This window comes from Paenibacillus sp. J22P59 (genome assembly GCF_059383895.1).
In genome coordinates this window covers 451346-469144 of record NZ_JBXENX010000002.1, presented here as the reverse complement: position 1 = coordinate 469144, position 17799 = coordinate 451346, and the positions used below count along the sequence as shown (strand labels likewise).

Annotated in this window: 13 protein-coding genes; 7 read left to right on the top strand and 6 right to left on the bottom strand. The window is 45.8% G+C overall.

Annotated elements, in window-relative coordinates; translation table 11 throughout:
* The first annotated feature begins 127 nt into the window (after nucleotides 1-127).
* Nucleotides 128-1156 carry a C40 family peptidase gene (locus AC50YO_RS05420; RefSeq protein WP_494844109.1) on the top strand — a complete coding sequence of 343 codons (1029 nt, stop codon included), beginning with the start codon at nucleotides 128-130 and terminating at the stop codon, nucleotides 1154-1156.
* A 63-nt stretch (nucleotides 1157-1219) separates the two neighbouring features.
* Here the strand turns inward: AC50YO_RS05420 and AC50YO_RS05415 are convergent, their stop codons facing one another.
* From AC50YO_RS05415 to AC50YO_RS05400, 4 genes are all read right to left on the bottom strand, one after another.
* Nucleotides 1220-2068, bottom strand: coding sequence for a polysaccharide deacetylase family protein (locus tag AC50YO_RS05415; RefSeq protein WP_494844107.1), 849 nt, complete (start codon nucleotides 2066-2068; stop codon nucleotides 1220-1222).
* Between the two features lie 33 nt (nucleotides 2069-2101).
* Nucleotides 2102-3289 (bottom strand): acyltransferase, encoded by a 1188-nt coding sequence (locus AC50YO_RS05410; RefSeq protein ID WP_494844105.1) that lies wholly within the window; start codon nucleotides 3287-3289, stop codon nucleotides 2102-2104.
* Nucleotides 3290-3423: 134 nt separating this feature from the next.
* Nucleotides 3424-4839 carry an NAD-dependent malic enzyme gene (locus tag AC50YO_RS05405; protein ID WP_494844103.1) on the bottom strand — a complete coding sequence of 472 codons (1416 nt, stop codon included), beginning with the start codon at nucleotides 4837-4839 and terminating at the stop codon, nucleotides 3424-3426.
* Nucleotides 4840-4926: 87 nt separating this feature from the next.
* Nucleotides 4927-6042 carry an MGDG synthase family glycosyltransferase gene (locus AC50YO_RS05400; RefSeq protein ID WP_494844101.1) on the bottom strand — a complete coding sequence of 372 codons (1116 nt, stop codon included), beginning with the start codon at nucleotides 6040-6042 and terminating at the stop codon, nucleotides 4927-4929.
* Nucleotides 6043-6257: 215 nt separating this feature from the next.
* Here AC50YO_RS05400 and kapB point away from each other — a divergent pair, with 215 nt between their 5' ends.
* Nucleotides 6258-6668 carry a kinase-associated lipoprotein KapB gene (gene kapB / locus AC50YO_RS05395; RefSeq protein WP_494844098.1) on the top strand — a complete coding sequence of 137 codons (411 nt, stop codon included), beginning with the start codon at nucleotides 6258-6260 and terminating at the stop codon, nucleotides 6666-6668.
* A gap of 53 nt (nucleotides 6669-6721) precedes the next feature.
* Here kapB and AC50YO_RS05390 read toward each other — a convergent pair whose 3' ends face one another.
* Nucleotides 6722-8029, bottom strand: coding sequence for an SGNH/GDSL hydrolase family protein (locus AC50YO_RS05390; protein ID WP_494844096.1), 1308 nt, complete (start codon nucleotides 8027-8029; stop codon nucleotides 6722-6724).
* Between the two features lie 450 nt (nucleotides 8030-8479).
* On the opposite strand from AC50YO_RS05390, the gene gltB reads away from it, so the two are divergent.
* Nucleotides 8480-13081 (top strand): glutamate synthase large subunit, encoded by a 4602-nt coding sequence (gene gltB, locus AC50YO_RS05385; protein WP_494844094.1) that lies wholly within the window; start codon nucleotides 8480-8482, stop codon nucleotides 13079-13081.
* Between the two features lie 420 nt (nucleotides 13082-13501).
* Here gltB and AC50YO_RS05380 read toward each other — a convergent pair whose 3' ends face one another.
* Nucleotides 13502-13870: a helix-turn-helix domain-containing protein gene (locus AC50YO_RS05380; protein WP_494844092.1), complete on the bottom strand. Its 369-nt coding sequence runs from the start codon at nucleotides 13868-13870 to the stop codon at nucleotides 13502-13504.
* Nucleotides 13871-14112: 242 nt separating this feature from the next.
* Here AC50YO_RS05380 and AC50YO_RS05375 point away from each other — a divergent pair, with 242 nt between their 5' ends.
* The 4 genes from AC50YO_RS05375 to AC50YO_RS05360 are packed head-to-tail and all read left to right on the top strand — an operon-like array spanning nucleotide 14113 to nucleotide 17532.
* Nucleotides 14113-14550, top strand: a complete 438-nt coding sequence (locus AC50YO_RS05375) for a PilZ domain-containing protein (RefSeq protein WP_494844090.1) — start codon at nucleotides 14113-14115, stop codon at nucleotides 14548-14550.
* 44 nt (nucleotides 14551-14594) lie between these two features.
* The gene (locus AC50YO_RS05370) at nucleotides 14595-15287 is read left to right on the top strand and encodes a CpsD/CapB family tyrosine-protein kinase (RefSeq protein WP_494844088.1); all 693 of its coding nucleotides are present in this window, start codon (nucleotides 14595-14597) and stop codon (nucleotides 15285-15287) included.
* An 18-nt stretch (nucleotides 15288-15305) separates the two neighbouring features.
* Entirely contained in the window at nucleotides 15306-16547 is a 1242-nt protein-coding gene (locus AC50YO_RS05365) for a cupin domain-containing protein (RefSeq protein ID WP_494844086.1), read from the top strand.
* A 37-nt stretch (nucleotides 16548-16584) separates the two neighbouring features.
* Nucleotides 16585-17532 (top strand): LCP family glycopolymer transferase, encoded by a 948-nt coding sequence (locus tag AC50YO_RS05360; protein ID WP_494844084.1) that lies wholly within the window; start codon nucleotides 16585-16587, stop codon nucleotides 17530-17532.
* The last annotated feature ends 267 nt before the right edge of the window (nucleotides 17533-17799 follow it).

Genomic DNA, 17799 nt, shown 5'->3' with positions numbered 1-17799 from the left:
GTATGTTTGCTCAACAAACTCAATTATTCGTTTGCTTCACAAACATTAGGCATTAGCTTACGAAGTATGTTTGCTCGTCAAACTCAAATATTCGTTTGCTTCACAAACATTTTAGGAGGCGTACAGTTTGAACAACACGATGAAAAAAAGGATAATAACGGCAACACTTTCGGCGGCTTTATTGCTCGGTTCTGTTCCGCTATCAGTCCCCGCCGCTATGGCTGCACAATCGGCAATAGTTGAATCAGGCGTGAACTTCCGTACCGCTCCATCATCATCCTCTTCGGTTATTCGTATGCTGAAAAAGGGAGAAAAAATATCGATTATCGAGAAGGTCAATTCCTACTGGTACAAAGCAGCCGATTCTTCTGGAAAAACAGGATACCTGTCCACTTCGTCTTCTTACCTTCAGCTGCTCGGCTCCGATTCTAATTCAGGCAGTAACGGAAGCGCGAACGCAGTTGTGAAAGCTTCGGTATCTTTCCGAACAGGTCCATCTACCTCGGCAGCAAGAATACGCTATATGAGCTCAGGCGAGCAAGTTGTGATCCTAGCCAAGACGAACAGCGCCTGGTATCAGATACAGGATTCTAATGGCCAGATCGGTTATGTGAGCACGCAAGCTAAATATATTACGGTTACTGGCTCAATTCCTGGAGGGAGCGGCTCTGGAGGCAATGGCAATGGCTCAGGCGGAGAGACGACAGCTCCGATTGGCGGGCAGATCGAAAAAGTGATTTCAGCAGGATTGGGCTATTTGGGAACTCCCTATGAATATGGCTCAAATCGAAATACAACAACGACATTCGATTGCTCGGATTTCGTGCGGCAGGCTTTTATGGATGGGGTGGGGCTCAAGCTTCCCGCTGATTCCCGTGGACAAGGCAGCTATGTGAAGAATAAGGGTAATGCCCAGTCCAACTGGAGAGAGCTAAAGCGCGGTGATATTATGTTCTTTATGTCTTATAAAGGGACAAGCGCTTCCTCCTATTCAGGCATCAATAAGGCAACTGCCAAGATAACACATGATGGGATTTACTTGGGAGATGGGAAGGTTCTTCATACCTATTCCAAAGAGAGCGGCGGCGTAACGATTAGTAATATTGCAGGAACCCACTGGGAGCATCGTTTCCTATTCGGTGGCAGCGCTTTGTAATAATAAAAAAAAGTCCTTAGACTATGCAGACAGAATGGTCTGATGTCTAAGGACTTCTTTCCTTTAATGCTGCTTCCGCAGTGCTTCAAGGAATTTGTTGGCTGTCATCTTCGGAGATCCAGCATTTATCCGGAAGATTTCGTCGCTTCCTGGCTTGTTAATGCCGGGGCGAGTGGTGAAGAATAAGGATACACCGGCTTCTTTTTGAATCTTCTTGACGGTACTGTTGAATGCCCCGAATGGGAAGGCAATCATCTGCCGATCATTGTTCAGCTCTTCTTTGAGCCTTGTTTCAATTAGATTAGTGTCCTTGGTAAGGCGAGCGATATATTCATCCTTCGTCTCAATCCGCTTCTTATCCTTCAAGTAAATACGATTAGTGAGCAGAGGGCCTTTTTTGCTGCCATCCTTATTCAGCGGGGCATAATTATGGCTATCGTAAGTATGGCTGTAGAAGCTGTGTCCTTCTGATTTCAGCTTTCTCATCGTGTCCCAGGTCAAGTGCTTTGTTCTGACGTTATTCTTATCCGAGCTGGCACCGATGATGAAGTGGGTAGCTACCATGTCATACTTCTTCATAATGGGAACGGCATATTCATTGAAGCTTTCATAGCCGTCATCAAATGTAATGACAACTGCATTATCAGGTACTTTACCCTTCTTCTGCATGAAATCCGCAAATTGTTCTATGCTGATCACATTATAACCGTTGTCCTTTAGTAGCTTCATATGAGTGCCGAATCGAGCTGGCGAGATAGTTGCTCCGCTTTCCTTAGCATCAATATGATGATACATCAGAACGATCGCTTTGTTTTTGTAATAAGTGGAGGATGCTCTCAATTGGCTGGAAGAAGCCGGCCAAACGATTACAATGGCAAGAACAAGAATTGCGGCAATAGCTTTCATTTTCATACAGTACAATACCTCTCCATCATGTAATTTGATTTATGCTTCGAACTGCTTCTCTCGTGCTGGCTGTGGAGCTTGACGCTTCTTCGGTTTCGGAAGATTACCGAATACGATCCAATTGAATGGAATGAATCGGGCGAAGATAGTTACGACAATCCAAGAGCCGACTAGAGCTAGCAGAAATCCTCCTAAGTACCAAGCATGGTACAGCCATGATGTGCCTGTAGTAAGCGGGTACTGTCGATAGATTAACAAGAAGAACGGATGAATTAAATAAATGCCGAAGGATAGTGCCCCTAATCTGGCAAGCAGCTGCGGCAGCTTGAGCGGCAGTTTGCGATAAAGCACAAAAGCTAGCTGCAAGAGAACGAGTGCGGTCAGCAAAGCATGTATGTTCCAGACCAAATCCATAAATGTCGTATTATACGTATTTAGCTTCAGGCGAATTTGATAGTAAATGTAGACATGATACAGGCCAGCACAGAGCCAGAGCGCCCACAGGCTGATCCAGGTGACGACCCGGAGCTTGCTTGCATTGTCTTTGCTCATAATAATCCAAGCCTTCAGCTTCGGATAGTAGATTCCTAGAGCTGCGCCTAGCAAATAATAAGAGAAATAGGAGAGAGCCCAGCTTCCTCTGTTAGGAACAGGTGTCTCCAGCACGTATTTATTGGTAAGAAAGAACGCCCATTGCAGAATTAATCCGGCAGGTATCGTCCATTTGACGAGAGTTGGGAATCTCTTCAGCAACCACAGGAAGAGCGGGAATAAAAGATAGAATTGAATGCTGATATAAACAAAGTACAAATGAGTATACGCTTTGCCTGTTAATAGCTTTGAGAAAAAGCTATCTAAGGTAGCAGTCAATGAACGATCTGGATAATAGGTGAAGTGAAGTACGGTAAAATAAAAAATCGAGAAGACAACATATGGAATTATAATATACAATATTCGTTTCTTATAGAAGCTGCCTATCAATTTATTATCTAGCGGCCGTGTATAGTAGTTGTAGAATAGAACAAAGCTGCTTAGAAAAATAAAGCTTGTTGTGCCAATTTTCATAAAAATATTAAAAAAGTTATATAAGAAAAAGAAATTCGAATCTACCATATTAACAGTTGCAAATGAAGTAGAGTGAACCGTTAGAACGCCGATAATTGCCATCGCCCTTACCAGTTGCAGCTCAGGAATGTTTTCTCTTTTCTGTAATAAGGCGTTAGCCATTCGTAAGACATCCTTCCTAGCGTATTATACTAGCAACCTTGCTATTATAGTATAAAGGTCCTCCTTGCACAATATGAATAAACCCCCGCAATATAAACTAAATCTTGAAAAAAAGCGCTTGAATTTCCGCGCGATTACTCGCGCGGCTGTCTTCTTGCTACTCCGCTTTGTACAGCGGCTGCTATTACCCGGCGGCGCACTTCTTCTACGACGCGAGTATTGAATACACTAGGGATAATATAGATAGGGCTTAGTTCATCTTCACTAATGACAGAAGCAATAGCTTCTGCCGCAGCAAGCTTCATAGCTTCATTGATCGTTACAGCCCGGCTGTCAAGCGCCCCTCGGAATATACCGGGAAAACAAAGGACATTATTAATTTGGTTCGGGTAATCAGATCGTCCGGTCGCAAATACCGATACAAGGTCCTCAACGAGCTCGGGGCGGATTTCCGGCTCAGGATTAGCCATTGCAAATACAATCGGATTAGAAGCCATAGATTCGACATGGGCTCTTGTAAGGATACCCCCTGCGGATACCCCGATAAATACATCAGCATTTACTAAAGCCTCAGCAAGGCCGCCGCTCTGTCTGGACGGATTGGTATGCTCGGCATACCATTGCCACATTTCGTTATCGTAGTGACTGTCAGCAGTAAGGATACCCTCTCGATCGACGCCGACAATATGCTGGGCACCTCCAGCAAGAAGCATTTTGGTACAGGCAGTTCCTGCAGCACCGATACCACATATGACGATACGTGTATCAGAAAGGTTGCGGTTCGTAAGCTTAAGTGCGTTCAATAGGCCAGCGTACAACACGACTGCTGTTCCATGCTGATCGTCATGAAACACAGGGATGTCCAGCTCCTCACGCAGTCTGCGTTCAATCTCGAAGCAACGCGGAGCAGAAATATCCTCCAGATTGATGCCTCCGAAGGCTGGTGCCAAATGCTTTACTGCTGCAATAATTTGTTCGGTATCTTGGGTATCCAGACATACAGGAAAGGCATCAACCTCAGCAAATTGCTTGAACAGCATAGCCTTGCCCTCCATGACCGGCATTGCCGCGTAAGGGCCAATATTGCCAAGCCCCAGCACAGCGCTGCCATCCGATACGACAGCTACCGTATTGCGTTTGATCGTTAAGGTATAAGCTTTGGAAGGATCTTCTTGAATAGCTTGGCAGACCCTTGCTACATCGGGCGTGTATACCCGAGAGAGATCGTCACGGTTCTGAATGGGTGTTTTTGGTTGTATTGTTATTTTGCCACCCAAATGGAGGAGGAAGGTGCGGTCGGATATGTGCTGGAGACGAATGCCTTCAATGGCATTTAAGGATTCCGACAGGCGATCTGCTGCGCCTGCCTCGGAAATTTTGACTGTCAAATCACGAACGCTCCGGTGCTTATCGGTATGTATGACGTCGATGGCAATGATATCGCCGCCTGCAAGATCAATAGCAGTAGCCGCTTTGCCGAATTGTGCGATGCTTGTATCAATCTCTAGCCGCAGGATGATGGTCTTTCCTTCCATTCTCCGTTCCTTCATCGTGATCCGCTCCCTCAATTTTAGTGTAGTACTTTTAGTATAACTATCTCCTGATTGGCTCTGTACTATGCGGTGACAAAAACGCCGTCACTGCAAGAGGCGCAGAACGGCGTTAGGACAAGTCATCGGGTCATATTGTTGATTGCGCTGGGTCATCAATTTGTCGCGATATTCGCAGGAGTTTCTAGGTTCTTGAATCAAAGTCATCCATTTGTCCACGGTAGCGGTCGACTCCAGCATTTCACCGAAGCCATTCTGAATGAAGTATTCACAGTTTTCTTCTTCTTGGCCTGGAATTGGCTCATAAAACAGCATTGGAATTCCCTTGCTCATTCCTTCGGTACAGGTCATTCCACCCGGCTTAGTAACCAGTACATCGGCAACGTCCATCAGCTTGCTTACTTCCTTGGTAAAACCAAGTATATGAATGTTAGTGTGTTGAAAGAGTGGATTGGCGAACATTTTATCCTTTACCTTTTCATTATTACCCATGCAAAAGATAAACTGAACGCTTTCCCGCCACTTTGTCATATATTCAAGTAAGCTGTCTTCATACATAAGTCCCCAGCCTCCACCCATAATGAGTACGGTTGGCATGGCCTTTAATTTGAACTGCTTACGAATTTCGGCTTTGTCGTAAGTTGTCCAAAAATTAGGGTGGATTGGAATACCAGTAACATCTACCCGGCTCGGTGCTACGCCGTGGTCAGTCAGCTTCTTCTTCACGACCTCGGTAGAGACGAGATATTTGTTCACTTCCTGGTTCACCCATGAGCCATGCGCATCGTAATCGGTTATGATGGTGCAAAGCTTGGTATTCAGGCCGAGACGTTTGAGACGGCTTACTACGGCGTTTGGTACCGGATGAGTACACACGATGAGATCCGGCTTTAGCTGCGTTATAACCTGTGACGTATGCGTATAAAACGTACGATGAAGGGCTAGCTGCGTAAAGCGGTTGAGTGATTTCTTATAATTGCTGCGGTACATGAGACCAACCACTTTTGGCTGCGTGCTTACCGTTTTGCGATAGGCGGATATGATCCAAGGGCCCAACACCGGATTAAGAAAATTGCCCAGTTCTATTACCCTGGTTTGAATATCGGGGCTGAGCTGACGCAAGCCTACAGCTAGTGCATACGCGGCCTGCGTGTGCCCTGAGCCGAATCCCTCGGACAGCAGGAGCACTCTTTTCTTACGCATATTGTCACCTACTTTTCTATTTCCATATTACGACTCTGATGAATTTAACACAAGTCATTCTATGTATGGAATGTTGCTGGAGCTATTCAAAGGGGGTTATCATGGTATAAAGTAGTGTCAGAGAGACACAATTATACACGAACTAGTAATAATGTGCCATATTGGTAAGCTTGACTTAGAGTAGTAGGATAAAATATGTGGGAGGGATCAATGTTATGTATAAAGAAACCGTAAAAGCGGAGGATCATGAGCTGGGTCCTGGTGCAATTGTTCAAGCAGAGGTTAGGTCTGGCCAATATATTGGGGAAATTGTAGAGCTGAATGGACCTCGAGCACTTGTCAAAGTTCTTGCTGTGCTAAAGCATCCGGAGCAAGGTGATCTACATCATCCATATGATCCAGATGTTGCCATGTTTCATGAGCGCCGGGCGTTAAGCTACCAAGAGAAGACGACTGTTCTCAAACGGGATATCAAAAGCTATTACGGCAGCGTTCCTTCTTATAAAGATTCATTGCAGCATGCGTTGGAGAATGAGCTGGCATCGCTGGATCGGTTGAAGCGGTGGACGCAGCGAAGCCTTGAGCAATTGGAACAGCTGCAGCGGGAGTATGCGGCTATAAAATAGCATCACAGAAGAAGGAGGAACAGACGCGCAGTCTATTCCTCCTTTTTTTCCTATTATTTATTGATAAAAACGGTATGGAGAGTATCTCTATAGACCACTTGCAAGCCCAGTACATCAGGCAACGAGTTGAGAGGAAGATAGGTCTTCAAGGCTTTACCGTCCTTTATTAGGATAGGCGAAGCGTTGTTGCCCTTTATTTTGACCCCGTCGATCAGCATCTCATCGGATCCGATAGTCATCACAATCTGATGGCCCTTATATAGAAGGGTTGCGGATTGAATAGCGGGGCTCCAGCGCAGCTTGGCACCGATGGCATCCGCAATATCCCGAAGGGGGACAAAGGTCTGGCCGCTCTGAGTAACGGGGGAGGCGCTCGCTGGAAGCTCCTTGCCAGCTACGACAAGCGACATTTGTGTATTAGGTTGATGATGGCGGAGCTCCTTGTAGCTGCCCCATATTGTTCCGGCAAACCTTCTTCCTATAACGGCATAGCCTTCGTGGTTAGGATGGACGTCTCCATTGGCGATGGAGGTAAGCTTCATTTCACGATTAAGGAAAGCCTCATTAATATCTGCTATTTTTACTGAATGCCCTGCGCCTGTCAGCCCGCCGACGATCCCGTCTAAGCGGCTGCGAAGCTCTGCCGCACCCTTAACCAGAAATAGACGCTGCGATTCCGGATATAAGGGAATGGTGAGGGCACCTATTCTAACAGGAGAGGGAATTGGCACATATTGATCCGCAATTACGATCTGTACATTAGGATTCAGCTTGCAGATCGTTCGGAGTGCGCTGCCAAGCTGAACCGTATATTGCTCCAGTTGTTTTTTTAGCAGCGCATCCACTTCATCTAAGGATGTTTTTGCTTCAAGCTTATTAATTATTGTATAAAGGTCGTTGCCGCCGATCGTAATAACGATAAGATTAGCGGCTTGAATGGCATTTCTTATTTGTACTGATTGACGTACAGTAGATTCCGCTCTTGGATATTTGCCAAGCCCTTTTTGAACATCTTCCGCTCTAATTGCTTGGTCGGCAGCAGCAGCTTCCAGCAGCTTATTTAGTCCTGATGTCTCTAATCCAAGAATGCCGAAGTTCGCATATTCAGCTCGGAGTCCGCGCATTAGCGCCTGTTCATAGACATGCTCTACGTAACCGTACGGGATCGACTGCTCCGTAAAACCCTGCTCATAGCCAGCAGTTATGGAATCGCCAAGCGCTACGATGCGGTAGCTGTCATCTCTATTCTCTACTTTGTTGGCAAAGCTGGATGGCATTCCAACGCCTTGCAAAAAGATGAGGATGAGGGCCATACTAAGTACTGTAATTCGATAGGTTATATTCCTAAAATTTCTATACAACATTAACTCCTCCTTTTGATAAAATGAATATAACAAAGGATTCACGCTATTTGCACTAATGTACGAAAATAGCCATAACCGAACAATGTTATAAAAAGTAACATTTATCACAACCATAAAAATATTAAATTGATTCCCTTTTATCCTGATGTTAGAATAATGAAATAAACCGCAGTGGCGGTATACGGCTGGACAGATGGTCCATCTTAAACAGAGCTGCATGATCTCTATTAATTCTGCTAAATACGAACGTTTTCCTTTTTGGATGCTTAGAAAGTTTGTATTTTGATGAAATGAAGAGGAAAGCTGACATGTTTAAGCTGAAAGGAATAGCAAGAGCAGGTTGCAGTACCTTGGCTCTGCCGTTCTATATATCGTTAATGAGCCCTTCCAAGGTGGCTTGGTTCCACATTGCTCGCCAAAAATCTTCTGATAGAAAGGTTGCATACAATGAAAGAGAAAATTTTTGGATTACCGCCGAAACAAGGTCTATACGATCCGCGATTTGAGAAAGACGCATGCGGCATGGGATTTGTTGCTAACATCAAGGGAAGAAAATCGCATACTGTCATTCGTCAGGCGTTGACGCTCTTGGAGAATATGGAGCATCGCGGCGGTCAAGGCAGCGAACCTAACACGGGAGATGGCGCAGGCATATTGCTTCAAATTCCGCATCAGTTTTTCACAGGGGAAATGAAGAAGCTTGAGGTCGAACTGCCGCAAGAGGGAGACTATGCGGTCGGTATGATTTTTATGCCGCAGGATGAAGAAGCACGGAGCTCATTTGAGCGTGAGCTTGTGGACATAATTGAAGAAGAAGGTCAGTCTCTTATCGGCTGGCGTACGGTTCCGACAGATGATCGGAAGCTTGGCGAATCGGCTTTGTCTGTTAAGCCGTTTGTGCGTCAAGTGTTTATCGGGAAAAACGCTGAACTTAAGGATGAATTGTCGTTCGAGCGTAAATTGTACGTTATCCGCAAGCGTGCGGAGCTGGCTATTCGTTATTCCGGCAAAAAGGGTGGAGAGATGTTCTACTTCTCCAGCTTATCCAGCAAAAAAATTGTATACAAAGGAATGCTTACGACGGAGCAAGTCCGTTCATTCTATACGGAACTGAATGATGAGTCCGTTGTATCGGCAATGGCACTTGTCCATTCCCGGTTCAGTACGAATACATTCCCAAGCTGGGAGCGTGCTCATCCCTTCCATTATCTAATTCATAACGGTGAAATTAATACATTGCGCGGCAATGTGAACTGGATGCATGCCCGCCAAACCTTGTTCGAGACAGAATTGTTCGGCAGTGATATGGACAAAGTCAAGCCTATCATTAATCCTGACGGCTCTGACACAGCGATGTTCGATAATACGCTGGAATTCCTGCATCTGGCAGGGCGGTCTCTGCCGCATGTTGCTATGATGATGGTTCCAGAGCCTTGGTCCAACGATGAGAATATGGATGATGATAAAAAAGCGTTCTACGAATACCACAGCACGCTAATGGAGCCATGGGATGGCCCTGCTGCTATGGCGATAACGAACGGTACGCAAATTTGCGCTTATCTGGATCGCAACGGTCTTCGTCCAGCTCGTTATTATGTAACGAAGGATGACCACATTATATTGGGCTCTGAGGCGGGGACGGTTGATATTCCGGCTGAGGATATTTTGTATAAGGATCGCCTTCGTCCAGGGCGGATGCTGGTTGTAGACACGAAGGAAGGGCGCATTATCTCCGATGATGAAGTGAAAGCACAGATTGCTTTCGAGCAGCCTTACCGTGAATGGCTCGATGAGCATCTCGTAGATCTTGAGGAGTTGCCAGAGGCGCCGGAGCTTCCTGAGCTGGCCCACGAAACTGTACAACAGCGCCAACAGGCATTCGGCTATACCTTTGAGGACTTACGCAAGGTACTCGAGCCTATGGCTAGCAGCGGACAAGAGCCGATCTCATCAATGGGCTATGATGCTCCGCTTGCTGTATTGTCGGATCGTCCGCAGCGTTTGTACAATTACTTCAAGCAGCTATTTGCACAAGTAACAAATCCACCGATCGACGCTATTCGTGAAGAGATTATTACAGCGGTAGGTACGACGATTGGACCGGAACGGAATTTATTGAAGCCTGAGCCCGAGAGTGCCCGCCATATTAAGCTGGCAACGCCTATTCTGTCTAATGAACAATTTGCGAAGCTGCGGCATATACGCCGTCCGGGCTTCAAGGCGATTACATTGCCGATCTTCTTCGAGGCTAAGGAAGGCGAAGAGGGGCTCCGCGCAGCATTGAAGCTGATGTGTGAAGCGGCTGATCGTGTTATTGACAAAGGGCATAATATTCTTATTCTGTCAGATCGCGGCGTTGATAAAGAAAATGCAGCAATTCCTGCTTTGCTGGCTGTATCGGCACTGCATCATCATCTTATCCGCCAGGGCACAAGAACGAAGGTTGCTCTCATGCTTGAATCCGGAGATCCGCGCGAGGTGCATCATTTTGCACTGCTGCTTGGTTACGGGGTAAGCGCCGTGAATCCATATCTGGCTTTTGAGACTTTGGACGATATGCTCCGCCAAGGCTTGTTAAAAAACATTACACATGAGAAGGCAGTTAAAAATTTCATTAAAGCTGCTACAAAAGGCGTAACAAAGGTATTGTCCAAAATGGGCATATCGACGGTGCAGTCCTATCGCGGTGCACAGATCTTCGAAGCGGTTGGCTTGAAGGAAGAACTAATTGACCAATACTTCACTTGGACACCATCCCGCATTGGCGGCATTGGTCTTGATGTAATAGCAGATGAAACTTTGAAATATCATAATATTGCCTTTGCTGAGCAAGAGGGACGCGAGAAGGAACTGGACTCTGGCGGTGAATATCAGTGGCGTAAAGATGGAGAAGAGCATTTGTTCAATCCACAGACGATTCATACGCTGCAAATGGCATCACGCGCAAATGATTATAAGCTGTACAAAAAGTTCTCGAATCTTGTGCAAGGTGAAGACAAGAAGCACATGATGCTGCGTTCCTTGCTCAAATTTAAGGACGGCCAAAGCAGTATACCATTAGATGAAGTGGAATCGGTTGAATCCATTCTGACACGCTTCAAGACTGGGGCGATGTCCTTCGGTTCCATTAGCAAGGAAGCCCATGAGAGTCTTGCCATTGCGATGAACCGCATCGGCGGCAAGTCCAATACAGGTGAAGGCGGCGAGGATCCGGCTCGCTTCACTCCTGACGCGAATGGAGATTCCCGTCGCAGCAGAATCAAGCAAGTGGCATCGGGACGCTTCGGTGTAACGAGCAACTACTTGGTGAATGCTGATGAGATTCAAATTAAGATGGCACAAGGGGCGAAGCCTGGGGAAGGCGGCCAATTGCCTGGACGCAAGGTGTATCCTTGGGTTGCAGAGGTTCGCGGTTCTACGCCTGGCGTAGGCTTGATCTCTCCACCGCCGCATCATGATATTTATTCGATTGAGGATATAGCTGAGCTTATTCATGATCTGAAAAATGCAAACCCGCGGGCACGAATCAATGTAAAGCTGGTATCTGAGGTTGGCGTAGGCACGATTGCTGCCGGCGTTGCCAAAGCACGCGCGGATGTCATTATGGTCAGCGGCTATGATGGCGGTACTGGCGCATCCCCTATGAATTCGATCCGCCATGCGGGTCTGCCATGGGAGCTTGGCCTTGCGGAGACGCATCAAACGTTAATGCTGAACAACTTGCGTGATCGCGTCGTTATTGAGACGGACGGCAAGATGATGAACGGTCGCGACGTAGCCGTTGCCATCCTGCTTGGTGCCGAAGAATATGGCTTCTCGACTGCACCGCTTGTCGTTCTGGGCTGTGTCATGATGAGGGTATGCCAGCTTGATACTTGTCCGGTTGGCGTTGCTACACAAAATCCGGAGCTGCGTGCTAAATTCATGGGCGATCCTAGCCATGTAGTGAATTATCTGCGCTTCGTAGCACAAGAGCTCCGTGAAATTATGGCAGAGCTCGGATTCCGTACGATTCAAGAAATGGTCGGCCGTGTCGATATTCTGGAGTCGAAGCAGCTTGATGACCACTACAAAGTGAAGGGGCTAGACCTGGCTCCATTGCTTCATCAGCCAGAGGTTCCACAGGATGCTGCACGTCATAACGTGCAAGAGCAGAACCATGGGCTGGAGCTGTCATTAGATATGCAGCAGCTCGTTCCTGCCGCGCAGGCTGCTCTTGAAAGCGGTGAGCGCGTACGTGGAACATACCCAATCTGCAATACGAATCGGGTTGTAGGTACGATTCTCGGCAGTGAGGTAACACGCCGTTATGGTGCGAAGGGCTTGCCTGAAGATACGATTTCCTTCCACTTCGTTGGATCTGCTGGTCAAAGCTTTGGCGCATTCGTGCCGAAAGGGATTACGCTCTCGCTAGAAGGCGACTCTAATGACTATGTGGGTAAAGGGCTGTCGGGCGGTAAAATCATTGTTGCTCCGTCACCAAAAGCGACATTTGCCGCAGAGGATAATGTTATTATTGGGAATACCGCTTTGTACGGCGGAACAGATGGAGAAGCCTATATTAGGGGTACGGCTGGTGAGCGCTTCGCTGTCCGCAACAGCGGTGTGAAGGTTGTTGTTGAAGGTGTGGGCGATCATGGCTGTGAATATATGACGGGCGGCCGTGTTGTTATTCTTGGCAGCACTGGACGCAACTTTGCGGCTGGGATGTCTGGAGGCATAGCCTACGTATATGATGAAGAGGGCGAGTTCTTCCGTCAGTGCAACATTGAGATGGTTCTGCTTGAGCGAGTGGAAGAGCAGGAGGATGTTGCAGAGCTGCATGGCTTGATTGAGCGCCATACGACTTATACAGATAGTGCTGTAGGCTCACGAATTTTGAATGATTGGGAGATCGAGAAGTCGAAATTTGTCAAAGTCATTCCTAAGGATTATAAAAAGATGCTTGAGCACATTCGCAAAGCTGAAGATTCAGGCTTGAAGGATGACGAAGCATTGCTTGCAGCTTTTGAAGCGAGCATGAAGGAGCTTGCCCGTACAGGCGGCTGAAATAAACGATAAATAAAAGAAACCGCGACCTCGGGTCGCGGTTTCTTTGTGCTTTCTATTTAAGTCATCCAATTTAAGATTCTTGCAGCAGCAGCATTCGGAAGCTACATAACAGTTATCTATATCAACGATACATCTGTCAAGCACCGCTGTGGATATTGAGCTAATTAATTCGACAATTATTTACTAAAAAAGAAGAAAAACGCTAGCGTCTTCCGACATATTAAAAATTGCCAGTTAGGTATAATATCATTGTTGCTTGAAATCATGGAGAGTAGGAGTCGGATATAATGTTAGATGGGGAGAACAAGAATAAAGAAAAAGATAATCGTACTGTGCTGGACATAAGAGAGATCTTAGATCAAATGGGGATTAGCTATGATAAGATCCCGGATGATGTGCTCGAAAAAAACGGTAATATTAATTCATCATTCTCTCAGCCCTCACAAAGGCTATGAAACGTTTGGTTTCTTCGGCAGTAAGCTTGCGTCCGTCTATACTTAAATTGTATTTCTCTAATAGTTCATCATCAGATAACTCCAAATGATCGACAAAATTTCGAACGCCCTCGTTCAAAGTCGACTGAGGATTCTGTGTTCTGCCCACTAAATAATCAACAGAAACTTGATACAGGTCGGCAAACTTCCCTAATGTCTCGGTGTCGGGTTCTCTACGATTCTTCTCATAATGAGATAATGCAGCCCGGGAAATGCCGAGCTTAGCTGCGGTTTGCTCCTGTGTCCATCGTTTTTCATCCCTCAGTTGAGCAATTCGGTTGCCGATATTCATCTTAATTCCTCCTAAATTAACCGATTTCCGCTACACCTATATTAATACGTAAAGCTAACAATTGCATTTGTTGCAACAAAACGTCGCAAAACAACAAGTTATTATTGTCTTATTGTTGACATGTTACATAACGTATCGTAATCTTACTACATATAATGATACATTTCGTATCTGAATTTAGAGTTGACGGAATAGAGCATCTTTATACCTATTAATCGGAAGATTAAAGCAGGGAGTGAATAATGGAGCCGAAATTTCATGCTTTCCGAAACCCTATCCGTTTGAAGCTGAATGAAGGCATAAAGGCTGAGATGAGGCTGATGGATGAACGAGGGGTGCTGCTAACTTCTTCAACCGGGACTGTCGTGTTGATGAATATAAGCCAGGAGGGATTGTCTTTTATTTGTCCTCTTCGGTTACCTGTACATAAACAGTATTTGGTGGATCTTCAGCTCGTCATGGCAGGTGTTCCATTGAATTTACGAGGGCATGTCGTATGGAGGGAGAAGCGGGATAACAGCTTTTTATATGGCTTGGCATTTCATCCCGGGAATAGATTGAAGGCGGTAATCATACGTTTATTAAATCAAGAGGTACTGCGGCAAAGCCCGCAGCAGTTCAGGATTCATCAGCTGTACCGCCGATTGAATCGCGTAGCACCTCGATCTCTTGATTCATAAATGATGGTTCACTTTATCAATTATACAGGCGGGTGAAAGATACTATGTCAAGACTAGCTGCCAATGGCAGACTAATTACCTATTTAAATCCGGATTCACCAATTGCAGAGGCCTACCGAGTTTTGCGAACGAATATTCAATTCTCTTCGATAGATTGTCCTCTCCAAACCATGATGGTTACCTCTTCTCAAGCTGGGGACGGCAAGACAACTACGATCGCCAATCTTGCAGTTGCTTTCGCACAGGAAGGAAAACAAGTACTGGTAGTCGATGCAGATTTCAGAAGGCCGACCTTACATACGATTTTCTCCCAGACGAATCAAATTGGCTTGAGCAATGTAATTGCCAATCAAATGGACTGGCGTGAGGCAGTTCGGGACACCGCAGTGGACAATCTGTCTTTTCTAAGCTCCGGTGCTGCTCCTCCTAATCCTTCCGAAATATTGAATTCAACAAGAATGAACAGTTTGCTTGCAGAGCTAAGGCAGCACTACGATATGATCTTATTCGATACCCCGCCGGCATTGCTGGTGACTGACGCATTGGTGCTCGCTGCCAAATGTGACGGAGTCATTCTTGTTATCAACTTGGGTAGAACCAAAAGACAGCAGGCGAAGAAATTGTATGCAAGTCTGGAGCATGTAAAGGCGCGAGTACTGGGCGTTGTTTTGAATAATAAGAAGAAAAGAAATAAAGAGGAAATGTATTACGGCTACAAAATACGAAATTTAAAATAGCGGTTGGGGGAGATTGGCTTGAAATTTATACTATTGCCTTGCGAGAAGGAGAATCGGCTGTGGCCACTCGAGCAGGGCAATCGCAGCAAATCATTCTTACAGGTATTCGACTGCCTTGGAGGAACGAAGGAATCGACACTGCAACGCTTATGGAGGCAGCTCGGAGAGGCTAAGCTTCAATCAGACAGCTATGTCATAGTCTCGCCCTCGCAAGTCGATTTGCTGCGGAATCAGCTCGGAGGAGCTGTCCAGATCATTCGTGAGCCTGTAGATCAAGGCAGCTATTCGGCAATTGCATTAGCCGCATCATACCTAAGTACGGTTGCGGGTGTGCCACCTTATGAAGACATTGTAGTGATACCTTCTGATCTATACGTCGATGATCATTTTATTAATCGGTTGAAGGTTCTAGCTGAACGGCAAGATAAGGAAATGGAGAGCATTATTTCAGTAGACAAAGGCAGCGGAATCATGATGTTTCAGCTTGCAACGGTTCTTTTTCAGATGGGCCAGAATGGCTATTTGCTTCCCTATGAAGAGTTGTACAAGCATTATCATTTGCTTAATAGCCAAAGCATAGAAGAGGGCTGGAAGGGCTTCACATTAGATCTGCCTTTACTTGAAGAAGAAATGCTTGGCTGGCAGCGAATGACTTCATGGGAGGCAGTTAGCCATACCTGGGAGCCACAAATCCCGAATGCTAGCCCTAATGTTATTAACGGTGAGCAGATACATATCATTAATGAATTAAATGTACCGATAGCGGTTGCAGATGTCTCCCATATTATCATCGTAGCTGGTACTAATGGCGTTCTGGTTAGGGGGAGAGATGGGGATTCTCCGATTCCTTCTCTGACGGAATCACTGCCAATTAGTCAATGCCATGAAGAATGGAGCTGGGGCTCTTCCCGGGTGATAGAGCAGAATTGCATGGAGCAGGATCATCAAATGCTCATAAAGAAAGCTTCCATGAAGGCGGGATTTCACTCTCGATACGAGCTCCATTTCCATCGGAAGGAAGTCATCACTATCGTGTCAGGTGAAGCCGAGTTCATTCAGAATGAAGTCCAGCAAAAAGTTAAGCCAGGCTCGGTTATAGAGATAGCAGCAGGGACAAGACATTGCTTGCGAGCGATTACGGCAGTAGAGTTTCTGGAAATACAAACCGGCAGCAAGCTTAGAGACGACGACCATATTGTTCTAGCCGAACAATGGGAGGATATTCTAGAGCAGCTGCATACCCTTAAGAGCGAAGCTTGATCAGCTGCGAGGGCAGCATAATCAGGAGGCTGTTGCCGTGAAGCGTGGATTGAAGAGAATTCTTTTTGGTATAAGTATAGCTATTCTTGTTATAGGTATAAGTATCGTGCTCTATGCCTGGTATCTCTATCATTCGGTGAAGCTTACAGCAGAAAGAACTTATGAGCCTATTGAACCACGTGTGTATGTGAGCCAGGATTTAGATGTACAGGACCAATGGCCAAAGGTAAAGGAGTTGATCGAGGAACGTCGTCCCTTCTCTGTTGTTGTCATGGGAGTTGACGAGAGGGAGAATGATCGTGGACGCTCTGACACCCTGATTGTGCTAGCTGTTAACCCCGCAAAGAATAGTATACTTCTGTTTAATATTCCACGAGATACAAGAACCGCAATTGTCGGACATGGCACGATTGACAAAATTAATCACGCTTATGCTTTTGGCGGCACAACGATGTCCAAAGAGACAGTAGAAAACTTTCTGGATTATCCCATTGATTATTATATTCGCATTAATATGGAGGGCTTTGCAAAGCTGATCGATTTAATGGGTGGCGTTGAGGTAGATAATCCATTCGCGTTCACTTTCGGAGGTTACCCGTTCGAGGAAGGACATTTGAAGCTGAGCGGGGAGCAGGCTCTCCTCTACTCGCGAATGCGCTATGAGGACCCCCATGGAGACATGGGGAGAAATACGAGACAAAGAGAAATTGTTCAGCAATTGCTAAAGACTGCACTCACCTTCTCCAACGCGACGCAAATTCATAAGCTCCTTAATCAACTGGGCAGCAGTGTCAAAACCAATATAACCTTTGATGAGATGAGATTCCTGCTAGCCGATTATCGTATGGATGGGAAGGCAATCAAGAGCGTGGAAATTCAAGGAAAAGGCCAACGAATTAATAATATTTGGTACTATATTGTTAGTGCGGAGGAGAGAGCACAGATTCATGATTTGCTTAAAGAACAGCTGCAAACACCGTCCTAGGTAGGACGGTTTATTTTCACCAAAATTGAAAACGCTTGCAAATATAAGCCGACATTTTTTGATGTGTTTGTTGACAACTTTCGCTATTTATCATAAAGTATAAGCATAAAGATACATTACGTAACATATTATATATAGTGATACAAAGGGTATACAGAGAAAGGGATGATGATGTGATTCATTTAGAAGAACAATTTTATTGTGTAGGTTGTGGCAGGATGGTCCGGCTTGAGGAGGTAGAGATATTATTCAGGACAGGCTTCTTTC